The organism is Actinomyces wuliandei (genome assembly GCF_004010955.1).
Lineage (GTDB): Bacteria > Actinomycetota > Actinomycetes > Actinomycetales > Actinomycetaceae > Actinomyces > Actinomyces wuliandei.
Map to the genome: position 1 here is coordinate 2,527,459 of NZ_CP025227.1, position 13,338 is coordinate 2,540,796.

Consider the following 13,338-nt stretch of genomic DNA (forward strand, 5'->3'; position numbering starts at 1 on the left):
TCATGGGGTACCACGTCACCCGCTTCTGGGAGAGCACCTACGAGAGCGGGCTGCGTCCCAGGGACCGGCGCTCAGGAGCCTACCTGGCCTACGTCCCCGCCCCTCTGGCAGGTAGCAGCCTCGCGCTGAGTCACGAGACCGCAGAGCTAGCAGCCCGGGCGGAGACCCGCGTACGCAGCCTCGCCACCTCGCAGGACCTCGCAGCAGTAGGCCGGTTCCTGCTGCGCAGCGAGGCCATCGCCTCCTCCCAGATCGAGGGGATCGCACCCTCAGCCCACAAGATCGCCCTGGCGGAGCTGGGGCAGCAGGAGGAGGTCAGGGGACTGAGCCGACAGGCCCGCACCGTCGCCCACAACGTCACGCTCGTACGGGAGGCCGTCGAGAACCTCATGGCCCCCCAGCCGGTGACCCCGGACCACCTGCTGGACCTCCACCGGAGCCTGCTCCCCGACTCCCCGCAGCACCATGGTCTTCGCACTGTCCAGAACTGGGTAGGGGGCTCCTCCTACCATCCGCTGGACGCCGACTTCGTCCCCCCTCCGCCGGACCTTGTGCCGACGCTCGTCGAGGACCTGCTCACCTATCTCAACGAGGCCGCTCACGCCCCGCTCGTCCAGGCAGCGCTCGTCCACGCGCAGTTCGAGACAATCCACCCCTTCACCGACGGCAACGGCCGGGTCGGCCGTGCCCTCATCCACACGGTCCTGGCACGCAGAAGCCTGCTGGCAGGAACCGTCCTGCCGACGAGTCTGGTCATGTCGACGCTCAGCGAGAAGTACGTCGAGGCGCTCTCCCTGTTCCGCGAGAGCACAGAGCCCCCCCTGGGCGAGACCCCGGCGTCAGCCAAGGACGTAGTCGGCTCCACGCAGCTGACGGGGGGACACCACGAACCCAGGTCGCCCCAGACCCCGGCTCCCGGCACCACCCACGCACAGGGTGGGCCTGGCAGCGGGAGCGAGGCGTGGATCCTCTTCTTTCTTCGCGCTGTCATCCTCGCCTGCGACCAGGCGGAGCAGATCTCTGCGGAGCTGGCCGACATCCGCTGCGGGTGGGAGGAGAGCCTACGGGAGTGGGCAGCCCGGGAGAACGCAGGCCGCGCCCTACGTGCGGGCTCGGCCGCCTTGCGGATTCTGGAGGGCCTGCCGGGCACCCCCGTGCTCACGGTCGCGACGGTGTCACGCCTCTACGGCGTCTCGCGCACAGCCGCGTCCCGGGGCCTGGAGACCCTGCAGGCTGCTGGCATCCTGAGGACAGAGTCCATCGGCTCGGGCAGGCGCGCCTACACGGCACCGGCGGTCCTGGACGCCATCACCTGGGCTGAGCGCCGCCTGGCCAGCACCCAGTTCGACACCCGGGTCCGCACGCCAGGCCGTGCAGTCCCTGCCCGCCCGCAGCGCTAGGTCCTGCCTGGACTACGAGGTCCTGGGCTACTCTGCGCACCGCAGCCAGGCAGGTCCGACAGGTGGCTCCGACCGGGCGACCCTCACAGGTAGTGGGCGCGCAGGTCCTCCGGGGTTCTCGCGGACAGGTCAGCCAGCGTCACATCGAAGACAGTACGCGCACCGGCCTCCCCGCGCGCTGCCATCCTCGCAGCCGCGCGCCCCATGGCGGCGACCACGGAGCCGGTGAACTCCGGGTTTGAGCCCAGCTGGAGGTCGAAGCCCACGCTCGTTGCAGCCCCCTCAGAGGTGGTACCGCGACGCACGACGGTGCCGCCGTGGGGGATACCGCTGTGCTCGGCAGCCATCTCCTCGGCGGTGACAAAGGTGACGGTGGTGTCGTAGTCGGCGAAGTAGTTGGGCATCTCCACGATCTCCCGCTCGACACGAGCGAGGTCGGCGCCCTCCTCGGCCACGACGTAGCAGTCGCGCCGGTGCATGGAGCGGGTTGTCAACTCTACCTCCTCGCCCGCCCTGACCGCGGCGAGGGTCTCCTCCACTGGCAGCGTGTACTGCCGGGCGTCGAGGACCCCGTCGACACGGCGCAGGGCGTCAGAGTGCCCCTGGGAGACGCCGGGACCCCAGAAGGTCGTCGTCGCGCCCTCGGGCAGGACCGCCTCCCCCAGGACACGCAGCATGGAGAACAGGCCGGGGTCCCAGCCGGTGGAGATGAGTGCCAGGTTGCCTGCCTGCCTGGCGGCGGCGTCCACGGAGGCGAAGTACTCAGGGATACGGGCGTGGGTGTCGAAGGAGTCCACCGTGGTGAAGAAGGCTGCTGTCGCTGGCCCTTGCTGGTCCAGGTCGGTGGCGGACCCTCCGCAGTTGAGGCAGACGTCGACCTTGTCCGCCCAGCGGGGCATGTCGTCGACGTGGGCCACCGGGGCGCCCTGGGTGGTGAGCGAGTCCGGGTCGCGCCGGGTGAAGACGACGGCCAGCTCCATGTCGTCGTTGCGGGAGACCGCCTGCTCAGCACCCCGCCCGAGGTTGCCGTACCCGTTGACCGCGACCCTGATCATGCGTCCTCCTGGTGTGATCTGGAGATGTGCTGCGCTCCTGCGCCCTAACCGCCCTGCAGCCGCTCTAGCCACTCCGCGAGCCCTGGAGACGTGCGTCGTGGCAACTGGAGGCGTGCGTCCTGGCGACCCGGCGATCCTAAGGACGCGCGGTTGCCATCGTGTGACAGCCCCGCCGCACCCCGTCAGCCTCCGGACTCACAGCACCTGGGATCCTGCGGAGGTCACGCGGGTGGTGGCTGGCCAAAGCCCTGCCCCGCGCACCTGTCGCGGGCTCGTCGGACCCGCAGAGGGCACCCGGGCGGCGGCAGCCTGGCCCACGCAGCTGGTGCGGAGCCTCACATACCCGGCTGTGGAAGCGTCCGCAGGCTGACAGGAGCCGGTCGCGGGCACGGTTGCACGCTCACCCTTTCAGGTGGCGAGCGCAAACCGCGTCATTCCGCAGATTTCGGCTAGGCATGTGACCTGAGGTCGAGGCTCCCATGTGCATCAGGGTGCTCGATGCACATGGGAGCCATCGAGGCGTCCCCGGCCCGCATGGTGAAACGGCGCCATCCCAACGATTCGCATAAACCTGGAGGAAGATGGGCGTGCAACCAGTGCCGTGCTGTCGGCAGCCGCGGCCTCCCGGCCCGTCCGCACCAGCCATACCAGCCCTCCATCCTCTGCGCGACCGAGGCCAGCCGCACCCTGCCACCAGGGTCCGCCCACCTGACGGGGCGAGCCCTACGGCTGGCAGGGATCACTTCCAGCACATGTAGTACCGCCGTAGCACATGAGGGTCGTGCGGACCATCAGCAAGCGTGACCTCAACCAGCACACCGCCGCCGCGCTCGACCGCGTGGACGACGCCCATGACGTCATCGTGACCGAGCGCGGCAGGGCGCGCTGGCGGATCAGCACAGCACAGAACCCCACCGCACCCCTGACGCGCCTGGAGCGGGAAGGGCGCTACACCCCTCCAGCACCGGACCCTGCGCCGTGGCCAGCACACCCTGGGGGACCGGGGTACACGGAGGAGGAGGCAGACGCCCTGCTCCATGAGCTGTGCGGTGACCACTAAGTGCCTGCCAGCCTCATCTACCTCGACTCCTCGGTGGCACTGCGCACGGTCCTGGACGTACCCGGACACGTGATCGGCTGCAGACGTGGATGGACACCTGCGGGGCGGTCTTCCTCGCCTCCCGGCTGCTGCGCACGGAGGTCATCCGCATCCTGAGACGCGACGGCAGGCCGCTCAACGACGCCACACCGCTCCTCGACCGCGTCGGCCTGCCTGAGATCACCCGGGAGACCCACGCCGTCGCCGACTCCATTGAGCGGCACGCCAAGACGCTCGACGCCCTGCACCTGGCGACTGCACTCCTGGTCGGAGAGGAGGTCACGGTGGCCACGCACGACTCGACGATGACGTCCGTCGCCGACCACCTGGGCCTGGCTGTCACCGACCCTGTCGAGCAGCGGTGACACGCTCGCGGCCTGCCTGACGGGGTTCGTGCTGGTGCGGCACACCGGACAGGCCCGGTGCGGCGGGAGGCAGACCGGGGATACTGTCTGCACCGTCGCCGCCCCGGCACGCCCCGTGCTCACGACCAGCCCCTTGAGAGGCCCCCCCGTGTACCTGCTGCTGCTCGCCATTATCTACCTGGCCTTTGTCAGCCTCGGCCTGCCGGACTCGCTGGTGGGGTCCGGGTGGCCCGTCATGCACGAGGACCTTAGCGTCCCGCTCTCCTTCGCCGGGGGTGCCACCGTCATCATCTCGATCGGCACGATCGTCTCCTCCCTGGCCTCGGAGCGGCTGACCCGGCGCCTGGGCGCGGGCGTGGTGACGGCGGTAAGCGTGGCGGCCACGGCGGTGGCCCTGCTGGGCTTCTCCACCGCCACGCAGTTCTGGGTGCTGTGCCTGTGGGCCGTCCCCTACGGCCTGGGCGCAGGGGCAGTGGACGCGGCGCTCAACAACTACGTCGCGCTCCACTACAGCGCGCGGCACATGAACTGGCTGCACAGCTTCTGGGGCGTGGGGGCGTCGGTCAGCCCCTTCATTATGAGCCTGGCGCTGTCCACCGACGCGAGCTGGCCAGCCGCCTACCGCTCCATCGGCCTCCTTCAGGTAGGACTGGCCGTCGTGCTGGCTACCAGCCTGCCGCTGTGGCGGCGCGTCGCAGCAATGCCCTCTGGCCAGCTGACGGAGGAACCCACCGCCAGCGGCAGCACTGACAGCAGCACTGAGGGCAGCGACAGTACCGGCGGCCACGTCTCGCTGCTGACAACGCTGCGCATCCCCGGGGTCCCCTCCGTCCTGCTGGCCTTCTTCGCCTACTGCTCCTTCGAGCAGACAGCCATGCTGTGGGGCGCCACCTTCTTCGTCGCCGACCGCGGCTTCGAGGCCTCCTCGGCGGCGTCCTTCGGCGCCCTGTTCATCCTGGGGCTAACTGCGGGCCGATTCCTGTGCGGCTTCTTCGCCGACCGCGTCGGGGACCGGACGCTCATCCGCAGGGGCCTCACGCTGGGAGCCGTGGGGGCCGCAGTGGTAGCCCTGCCGCTGGGCCCCGCCTCCTGTGCCGGGTTCGTCCTGGCTGGCGTGGGCGCGGCCCCGGTGTACCCAGCGATCATCCACTCCGCCCCGGCAAACTTCGGGCGCCACCGCTCCCAGGCGGTCATCGGCATCCAGATGGCTGCGGCCTACACGGGCGCCACGGTCATGCCCCCGATCTTCGGGATCCTCTCCGGCTGGACGGGCCTGTGGCTGCTGCCCGTCTACCTGCTGGCACTGGCCCTCCTGGGCCTGGTCATGAGCGAGAGGCTCAACCGTGTGACGCGGCCCCAGGGCTGACGCGTCCATCCTCTCAGGCTGGCCAGCCCGCACCACGGCACCCAGGTGACAAAAACGTCATAGGACACCATGGCACCGTGTTGCCTTATGAACTTTTCGTTGCCTGGAACCCCGATCGTGCCAGCGTGGCGCGCAGCAGCCGCCACACCACCCACACACCGATAAACTTATCAGCCACCCTGCGCTCCGATAAACTTATCACCATGAGGTCCCCGCTATGAGGTCCCCGCTTGACTCGCCGTTCAGTCCCGGCTCCGACACGGTGCCCCAGGTGTGGGCGGGCCGCACCACCCAGCTCAGCGACTGGCGCGACGTCCTGCGGCCACGCCGCGTGGCCGGCATCCACGAGCGGGGCCGCACGGTCCTCGGGGAGGCGGGCTCGGGCAAGTCCTCGCTCGTACGCCGGATCGCCCGCGAGGCTTCCGAGGCCGGGGACTGGGTGACGCCGCAACTACGCATCCCCTCTGGCACAGACCCTCTCAAGAGGGTGGCTGCCGCGCTCCTGGACCTGGCCTCACAAGCAGGCCTGGCTGCCGCCCGGGAGCGGCGCGTCGCCAACCTCCTGAGCAGGGTAGAGACAGTCGCCGCATCCGGCGTCTCGCTGTCCGTGCGCGCACAGGAGGGCCCGGAGCCCTACACCGCCCTGACCGATCTCCTGGTCGAGATCGGGCGCGTGGCGACCCGCCACCGCGACGTCATGGTAGTCATCCACATTGATGAGGTACAGAACATCACCGACGAGCACGCGCGGTCCCAGCTGCTCACCGCCCTGGGGGACGCGCTCACCTACGAGGAGACCGTCAGTGTGCCCGGCGGCTGGCAGGTGGAGCGCGGACTGCCGATGGCTGTCTACCTCACGGGCCTAGCAGAGTTCGCGGACATGGCAGGTGCCCGTACGGGTGCCACCTTCGCGCGCCGCTTCCGCACCACCACCCTGGACGCCATTGACGACGACGCCCTCATGGCCGCGCTCCAGCCCTTCGTCACCGAAGGCTGGCCACTGGCCAGCGGGAGAGGCGGTACCGAGAGGGTGCACATGGAGCCCGCCGCGCAGCGCGCCGTCGTCGAGCTGGCCTGCGGGGAGCCCTTCCTCTTCCAGCTCGCCGGGGAGCGCGCCTGGTACGCGGGCACCGACAGCCTCATCACCGCCACCCACGTGCGGACCGGGTGGCGCGACGCCGCACCCGAGGCCGAGGCACACGTACGGCGCATCCTGGACCGCCTCCCCGAGCGAGAGAGGCACTTCATCGAGACCATGGCCGAACTCGCGCCGCAGGAGCGCAGCCTGACCACCATCGCCCAGGCCATGGGCTACCGGCGGGCCTCCGATGCCGGCCCCACAGCGCAGCGCCTGGACCTCACCCGAGGGATCATCCGGCGAGGCAGGCACTACCGCTTCCACCACCGCGCTATCGAGGCCTACCTCACCTCGTCGTGGCCCTGGTAGCGCACTGACTGGGCGGCGGCGAGGCGGGCCATCATCGCTCCGAACTATCCTTGACCGGGCCACCCAGAAGGCCTAATGTAAGTAGGTACCTGCATATTCTTGCACGGGAGGTGGTCGAATGGTGACGATGACCACACGCGAGTTTAACCGTAACGTCAGTGCCGCCAAGCGTGAGGCCGCCCACGGCCCTGTCATCATCACTGACCGCGGTGAGCCAGCATACGTCCTCCTGTCCGTCGCGCAGTACCACCGTCTCAGCGAGACCGGTACGTCACTGGTTGAGCGGCTGAGCATGAAAGAGGACTCTGGCATCGACATGACCCCAGTGCAGATCAACCTAGCAGTTCCCGAACTGTGAGCCACCTGCTGGACACCAACGTCGTTAGCGAACTTCGCAAGCCGTCGCGACGGGCTGGCCTTGTTGTTTCGTGGGTGGGGTTGTTGGGGTGGGGTTGGTTGTGGCGTGTGGGTGTGGCGGGGTGGGGCGTGTGGTCGCGGTGGGTGGGCCTTGCCTGCCGACGGGTCCTTCCTGGGGGTCGTGGGTGGGTGGTGGTTTGCTGGTGCTGTGGGTCGGCGTGCGCGCAGGGTGGTGATCGCTGGGGTCAGCAGGTCGGCGAAGGGGGCTGGGGGTCTTGCAGCGGGTGGTGGCGCGCCGCGCGCGGCGCACGATGACACGCGTGGCCCTGGGCCACCCGCCCACGTCGACCAGGTCCGTCAGCCCTGCCACGTCCGCCGCCTCGCGGGAGCCGCGTCGACGCCGCAGGCAGGGGTCCAGGCCTGGGCGGGGACCAGCCTGCAGGCCCGCGACATGTCACTGGGCAGGGTGAGTCCGACGCTGCAGGACACCCCTCTGCGCTCCAGGGCGGCCAAGGTGGCCTTGGTCCCACCAGCAGCGTCGGTGCGCACGAGCACCTTGCGTCCGGGCCCGGGACCCAGGCCCACACGGGCCAGCACCACGGCGATGACAGCCTCATGGTCGGCGGCGGTGTCCGACCCCGCGCTCGCGGGCCGCAGCATGACCGCGGCGTTCTCGCCAGCACCTTGGGGACCGTGGTCGGTCCACGCGGTCAAGGGACGGAGCCCAAAGCCCCTTCCTGCCCTTCTTGAAGGTCGGTGCCACCCCCCTCCTTCATTGTCAGGGTGGGCGGTGACCAAGGTGGCGCCGGTATCAGTGACCAGCGGCCGCTGGGCGCTGACAGCGGCCGTCAGCGCCCACGCTCCGGCCAGGGTCCAGCCCGCGCGGCGCGCCCTGGCCAGGACCACCGCGCGCTCAACCACCAGCGACAGCGCCAGGTCGAGGACGACCTTGACCGGGTCATGGCGCGCCAGCAGCCTGGACCACGGCGCCAGAACCTGTGACAGCAGCACGTCCAGCCCACGGGCGCGCACCGTCTCGGCCAGCAGCACTCCACCACCATGAGCAAGCACGTTGACCCAGCCGGTCCCGACACCCACCAACAAGCACAACCCTGCTGCAGTCCCCACCTCGAAGCTGTCCCCCCCCTGAAACACGACAGACCCCAACAACCCACACCACTCCAGACGAAACGACACCTTCACCCCCGCCTCAGCCCCTCAACCACAAAACCCCGAGGCTGACGCGCGTGTACGAGCATGGGTTGCCGCCCGTCGGCCCTCAGACCTGTTCCTGTCGGCAATCACTGTCCTGGAGATTGAGGTCGGAATCGCGAGGTTGGGAAGACGAGACCGGGCACAAGCTGCGCGCCTACAAACGTGGCTCGACGAGGAGCTCTTGGACGTCTTCACAGGCAGGATTCTACCCGTGGACATACTAGTTGCTCGTCGTGCCGCCCGTCTGCACGTCCCCGACCCTCGCCCAGAACGCGATGTGCTCATTGCTGCAACTGCCGCAGTCCATGGCCTGACCGTGGCCACCCGCAATATCAAGGACTTTGAGCCCCTGGGTGTCGCCGTCGTCAGTCCTTGGTGGCCGTAGTCGCGAAAGCGGCGTAGAGTTGAGACTGGCAGGACAGCACGCGACTACTCCTGAACGTGCCAGCCAGGACGCAGGCGACGACTCCGGCGCGCCTGGGGCCGCTCCAGTCACGGCTGCCCCTGCCGAGGCTACCTCGCCTTGATCCTGCCCGCCAGGGCGTGCAGAGCCGCCAGGTTGAGCAGCAGCACGGCGCCAGCCAGCAGCGTCCACAGCACCAAGGGTACGGGACTGACCTGCCCGGCAGCCGTGACGACGACCAGCACCACCGACGGCAGCAGCAGCGCCACCGCAGTGCGGCTCCCCGGCGCCCAGCCAGGGAGCCGGGTCACCTCGAGCGCGTGCGGGACCAGATGAAGAGTAAAGGCTATATACGGTGCCAGGACGACCTCGACAGAGCCGGTGGCGACCCCGGCCCCATGATCAGGCTCACCAGCACGAGCTCCTCGCCAATCATCAGCGCGAGGGTCTCCGTCGAGGGGTAGGCCCGATCGCCACCGGCGACAAACATCTCACCGGCAAACCTGCTGTCATTCCTGCACCGCTCAATATAAGGCCGGACGCAGGCTATCTCCTCAAGCTCGTGAACCATGAACAAGACGATGCCGACAAAGGCGAGGGTACCGGGCGAGACCACGCCGCTGAAGGTACTACCCACCTGTGGCCGGAGCACCCTGCGCCACCCACCCCGTCAGGACGAGGAAGCCACAGTGGGCGGGAAGGGGCAGGCGCGACGACTGCGGCTGGCGTCCCGGCCCCACCCACCGGCCGCCCGCAGGTTCACGGCAGCCGTGCCGCTACCAGCCTGGCACTCACAGCTCCCTGAAGTACCTGGCCACCGGCCAGCGCGTGTAGCCCACCGCCTCGTAGGCGGCCCGCGCCGGGGTGTGGCCCGAGTCCCCGCCAGTCTCCACCATGACCATGCGCATGCCCGCCTCACGGGCGCGACTGTGCGCGCGCTCCATCAGCACCCGCCCGACTCCCTGGCACTGGTAGGCCGGATCAACGCAGAGGATGTGGACCTCCCCCATGGAGTCCTCCGGGTGGATACGGGTGCACACCCACCCCACGAGCTCCCCACCCACCCTGGCGACGTCGCAGCTGCCCGCCTCCTGGTCGAGGACCTGGGCCAGGTCCGAGCGCTGGCGCGCCTCCCAGCCCTGGGGATAGAAGTTCCCGTAGACAAACCGGGGCACGACCCCGGTGGCGATGTCCCCGCTCATGGCCTCAAAACAGGCGCCCACGCGCGGATCGACAGGTCAAGGAGCTGGTCGCGGACGATTGGATCATAAGGGGAGATCTGGACAGCACCACCAGCATCAGCAGAAGTCACGACCAGGACTCTAGCATCCGCGCCGCTGGGGGGAAGAAGGTGGTCGGCCCCCAGCAGCCACACCACCCGACAAACCACCCCACTGCATCACCACCTCGCCCAGGAGCCGCAGCGCGGAAACCGCCGCACCGCACGTGTAGGGGACCACGTAGGGGACAATGGGCTCGTCTCATGACACAGCACGACGAAGCACGGTGAGAGGGACGGCATGATTGAGACTCTCAGGGCGCGGTTCGAGGCGCACCCGCACAGGCACAAGGGCCTCTCCTGGGAGGACGTCGCCGCGCGCCTGACCGAGCACCCTGAGGCGCTGAGGGCGCTCCGAGGCATGGAGGACACGGGAGGCGAGCCCGACGTCGTCGGCTACGACGCCAAGGCGGACGCCTTCCTCTTCTACGACTGCGCAGCCGAGACGCCTGCGGGCCGCCGCAGCCTGTGCCTCGACGACGAAGCGCTGCGCTCGCGCAGGAGGAACCCGCCGCAGGGCAGCGCTGTGGGCCAGGCTGCCTCAATGGGCGTCGAGCTCATGGGCGAGACGGAGTACCGCAGCCTCCAGAGCCTCGGGGAGTTCGACCTGAAGACCTCGTCGTGGCTGGCCACCCCGGCAGACGTGCGCGCCCTGGGCGGGGCACTGTTCGGGGACCGACGCTTCGGCCGGGTCTTCGTCTACCACAACGGTGCGGAGTCCTACTACGGGGCGCGCGGCTGGCGCGGCGTCCTGCGGGTGTAGCGAGGGTGGCGGCGGGGCGCCAAGCGTCCACCTATGCCTGAAGTGATCCAAGCGGACCGAGGTAGAGACGACACTGGTATGCTCGCCCGACCCCTGGACTTCCGAACACGTTCCGAACACCATGGAGGCATGACCGGCGCGGCAGATGCTCCCACGCGTACCCGGCGCTCCTCGGACCTGAGCAGGTACTCTGCCGAGGCCGAGGACCACCCCGTCACGGTAACCCGTCGTGACGGTGAGGCGCTGGTTCTCATGTCGCAGCGCGAGGCCGAGGGCCGCGCACGACTGCTGGACCTCGCCGCACGGCTGATCACGGTGGCCCTGGAGGACACGGGCACGCTCGTCGAGCGCATGAGCCGGGCCTTCCCGTGGATGCTTGCACTGTCGCCGACAGACCGCGAGACCTGCACGCAGGACCTGGTCGATGCCGCGCGAGCCTCGTTCTCCACCAACCAGCCGCACCTGGCAGTCTCTGAGCTGACCTCGTGGAAGGAGACCGCCGCAGCCGTTGCTGCGGGCCTGGGCCGCACTGACGTGGAGTGGCTGGATGAGGGCAGCGGGCTCGAGCCCGTCGAGCGCCCCTGATCGCGACCGCAGCCAGGAAGGGCGAGCCGGTCCCCCGACCTCCAAAAAAGGCCGAGTACGAGCTCCGCTTCGCCACCGCAGAGGCTCGAAAGGGTTGGCAGGACCTCGTTGCGACCATCCGCAACCCGATGACCGAGACCTGGGACTTCCTCACGCGCACCCCTCTGACCACGACCCAGACCAGCTACCGGCTCAAAGGCGAACTCGGGGTGATCTATCGCGGCGGGGCCGCCTACGAGCGCTGGCAGCACAAGCCGACGGCGAAGGGCGCCGCTCGGATCTGGTACTACGTCGACGGACGCACGGTCTACCTCGAGCAGGTACACACAAGTCATCCAAACGAGACGAAGTAGCCAACAAAGAAGCCACGCGACGGATCAGCCGCGTCTTCCTACTGGACCCGTAGTGGAACCCGCAGACCGAGGAGCGGCGGCCTACCGCACCCACCACATCGGCCAGGGCAAGCCGGTCATATCTATGACCGGCGCAAACAACTATACTCTGGGCTACGCCCAAGTCTGGCCCTCAGGGGGAACCAAGCACCTCCGAGCCCGCTCGGCGGCCGCACTGATGGCCGGGTGGTATCGCACGATCTCCCTCTGGCGCTCAGCTGGCAGCCCCAGCTCATGTAGGACGTTAAGTAGAACAACAACTGTTGTCACATCGACAACAGCGGCGAGTTCTTCAAGACTATGCTTCGGCGTGCTGCCCTCGTGCGCGAGGTCGTTACGAGCCCGAACCGCCCTGCCCGCCCAGTGACCGACATCCGGAACCAGAAGGTCGACAACGCCAGGGTCTAAACGCCCAGCAAGCTGTTGAAGCCGGTCCCGAAGCGTTAGGTCGTTACGAATCTCTGACTTAAAGATCCTTCGATACTCCTCTGGCATCTGTTTAAGGAGAGCACTGCGCACCTTCTTGAACTCATCATCCGGGAACGGCTTCTCCTCGATGCCGAGCCTGCGGTGCAGCGCCTCGGCAGCACCCACCGCCGTCAGGAGCCTGTTCTCGACAAAGGAAGTCGAGCCGTACCGCAGCCCCATGATCATGTTGATCGCTGGCAGCAGCCGCTCGCGAACCTCGCACCAACGAGGCAGTATCTCCTCGAAGGGGAGCGAGTCGCAACTGAACAGAATCCGCCAAGCATCGACAGCCTTGGAGTCATGGGCACCGACCGCGAAAGGGGCGTACAGAAGATCGACGCCGCGACGAGACCTTGAGCGACCGCTCAGCGAACCTATCTCACTGTCAGTAGGCTCGAGCCGGACCCACAGGACACCGGCAGCCTGGTGGGTCGCCAGCGCGACCAGGTACTGGACCAGACTCACCTTCTCCAGCACCGACTTCAGTGAGAACGGGGACTCAGGGACAACTCTCATTGACACCAAGTTGCGTATCCGCCCAATCGCCTCGCCCTTACGCCAGTCCATGAACGGGGCCGTGTACTGGCGCAACAAGCAGAAGGTGGTCCCGTCGCACGCGACCGACTTCTCCTCCACCGGACTGACCGAGATACTGCCAGTCCCGTCAAGCTTGCCCCCGTCGCAGCCCAGGGTACATTTCAACGCTGAAGTCCCAGCCCAGCTCACCATGTCCTCAACTGACATCTCAGCAGCAGAGAACACGGCGTCGTCCCAACTACTGACATGCGTCCCGACAAGTGCCGCATCCACGACGATGGCCTGCGTGTCGGGGCTGTCGACGCGAGCAAGAAACGTCCTCTTGCTTCTCAGCGGGCTGCACCCCAGCAGGGTGATCTCTCGGTTACCAGCCGCACCGTGCACAACGTCCCAGGACTCTCGAGGTCCGTAAACGACCGTCACATCTGGGGTCGGTGCGACACCACCCGGTCCTCAAGCGCGCCGATCAAGGAGAGCTCTAGGTTGCCGTCATCGTCGTAGCGGAGCACACCTGGCACCCTCTCCTCCGGCAGCCACCAATAACCCACCCACTCTGAGGATTCAGCGATTCTCAGAGGATCGTTAGACACGGCTAACCACTCCTGTT

16 protein-coding genes and 1 pseudogene are annotated in these 13,338 nt (G+C 68.2%); 10 read left to right on the forward strand and 7 right to left on the reverse strand.

What is annotated here, in order from left to right:
* The first annotated feature begins 2 nt into the window (after positions 1–2).
* Positions 3–1,400 (forward strand): Fic family protein, encoded by a 1,398-nt coding sequence (locus CWS50_RS13635; protein ID WP_243118299.1) that lies wholly within the window; start codon positions 3–5, stop codon positions 1,398–1,400.
* Between the two features lie 83 nt (positions 1,401–1,483).
* On the opposite strand, the gene CWS50_RS10520 is transcribed toward CWS50_RS13635, so the two are convergent.
* Entirely contained in the window at positions 1,484–2,455 is a 972-nt protein-coding gene (locus tag CWS50_RS10520; protein ID WP_127842750.1) for a diaminopimelate dehydrogenase, read from the reverse strand.
* A 781-nt stretch (positions 2,456–3,236) separates the two neighbouring features.
* Between CWS50_RS10520 and CWS50_RS10525 the strand changes: the two genes are divergently transcribed.
* The 5 genes from CWS50_RS10525 (at position 3,237) to CWS50_RS10545 (ending at position 7,090) form a co-directional block, all read left to right on the forward strand.
* Positions 3,237–3,515, forward strand: a complete 279-nt coding sequence (locus CWS50_RS10525) for a type II toxin-antitoxin system Phd/YefM family antitoxin (protein ID WP_164860131.1) — start codon at positions 3,237–3,239, stop codon at positions 3,513–3,515.
* A gap of 89 nt (positions 3,516–3,604) precedes the next feature.
* The gene (locus CWS50_RS10530) at positions 3,605–3,919 is read left to right on the forward strand and encodes a PIN domain-containing protein (protein ID WP_243118300.1); all 315 of its coding nucleotides are present in this window, start codon (positions 3,605–3,607) and stop codon (positions 3,917–3,919) included.
* Positions 3,920–4,067: 148 nt separating this feature from the next.
* Entirely contained in the window at positions 4,068–5,285 is a 1,218-nt protein-coding gene (locus tag CWS50_RS10535; RefSeq protein WP_206610408.1) for an MFS transporter, read from the forward strand.
* 217 nt (positions 5,286–5,502) lie between these two features.
* Positions 5,503–6,732, forward strand: coding sequence for an AAA family ATPase (locus tag CWS50_RS10540; protein ID WP_127842752.1), 1,230 nt, complete (start codon positions 5,503–5,505; stop codon positions 6,730–6,732).
* 127 nt (positions 6,733–6,859) lie between these two features.
* Positions 6,860–7,090 carry a type II toxin-antitoxin system prevent-host-death family antitoxin gene (locus tag CWS50_RS10545; protein ID WP_243118301.1) on the forward strand — a complete coding sequence of 77 codons (231 nt, stop codon included), beginning with the start codon at positions 6,860–6,862 and terminating at the stop codon, positions 7,088–7,090.
* Between the two features lie 356 nt (positions 7,091–7,446).
* Here the strand turns inward: CWS50_RS10545 and CWS50_RS10555 are convergent, their stop codons facing one another.
* Positions 7,447–8,193 carry a transposase gene (locus CWS50_RS10555; protein ID WP_127842754.1) on the reverse strand — a complete coding sequence of 249 codons (747 nt, stop codon included), beginning with the start codon at positions 8,191–8,193 and terminating at the stop codon, positions 7,447–7,449.
* A 148-nt stretch (positions 8,194–8,341) separates the two neighbouring features.
* Here CWS50_RS10555 and CWS50_RS10560 point away from each other — a divergent pair.
* Positions 8,342–8,689 (forward strand): annotated as a pseudogene (locus CWS50_RS10560) (PIN domain-containing protein); the annotation flags it as partial.
* A 128-nt stretch (positions 8,690–8,817) separates the two neighbouring features.
* Here the strand turns inward: CWS50_RS10560 and CWS50_RS13255 are convergent.
* The 3 genes from CWS50_RS13255 to CWS50_RS10570 all read right to left on the reverse strand — a co-directional run bounded on the left by CWS50_RS13255 (position 8,818) and on the right by CWS50_RS10570 (position 9,909).
* A complete protein-coding gene (locus CWS50_RS13255; RefSeq protein WP_206610409.1) occupies positions 8,818–9,018 on the reverse strand; it encodes a hypothetical protein in 201 nt (66 codons plus the stop codon).
* 35 nt (positions 9,019–9,053) lie between these two features.
* The gene (locus tag CWS50_RS13260; protein WP_206610410.1) at positions 9,054–9,323 is read right to left on the reverse strand and encodes an HXXEE domain-containing protein; all 270 of its coding nucleotides are present in this window, start codon (positions 9,321–9,323) and stop codon (positions 9,054–9,056) included.
* Positions 9,324–9,498: 175 nt separating this feature from the next.
* Positions 9,499–9,909 carry a GNAT family N-acetyltransferase gene (locus CWS50_RS10570; protein WP_127842755.1) on the reverse strand — a complete coding sequence of 137 codons (411 nt, stop codon included), beginning with the start codon at positions 9,907–9,909 and terminating at the stop codon, positions 9,499–9,501.
* 318 nt (positions 9,910–10,227) lie between these two features.
* Here CWS50_RS10570 and CWS50_RS10575 point away from each other — a divergent pair, with 318 nt between their 5' ends.
* The 3 genes from CWS50_RS10575 to CWS50_RS13640 all read left to right on the forward strand — a co-directional run bounded on the left by CWS50_RS10575 (position 10,228) and on the right by CWS50_RS13640 (position 11,687).
* Positions 10,228–10,749, forward strand: a complete 522-nt coding sequence (locus CWS50_RS10575; RefSeq protein ID WP_127842756.1) for a DUF4256 domain-containing protein — start codon at positions 10,228–10,230, stop codon at positions 10,747–10,749.
* Positions 10,750–10,878: 129 nt separating this feature from the next.
* Positions 10,879–11,334, forward strand: a complete 456-nt coding sequence (locus CWS50_RS10580; protein WP_127842757.1) for a prevent-host-death protein — start codon at positions 10,879–10,881, stop codon at positions 11,332–11,334.
* 128 nt (positions 11,335–11,462) lie between these two features.
* The gene (locus tag CWS50_RS13640; RefSeq protein ID WP_243118302.1) at positions 11,463–11,687 is read left to right on the forward strand and encodes a hypothetical protein; all 225 of its coding nucleotides are present in this window, start codon (positions 11,463–11,465) and stop codon (positions 11,685–11,687) included.
* Between the two features lie 153 nt (positions 11,688–11,840).
* On the opposite strand, the gene CWS50_RS10590 is transcribed toward CWS50_RS13640, so the two are convergent.
* A complete protein-coding gene (locus CWS50_RS10590; protein WP_306821247.1) occupies positions 11,841–13,154 on the reverse strand; it encodes an ApeA N-terminal domain 1-containing protein in 1,314 nt (437 codons plus the stop codon).
* The gene (locus CWS50_RS13855; protein ID WP_279221952.1) at positions 13,151–13,249 is read right to left on the reverse strand and encodes a hypothetical protein; all 99 of its coding nucleotides are present in this window, start codon (positions 13,247–13,249) and stop codon (positions 13,151–13,153) included. The genes CWS50_RS10590 and CWS50_RS13855 overlap by 4 nt, the downstream gene beginning before the upstream one ends.
* Positions 13,250–13,338 lie beyond the last annotated feature (89 nt).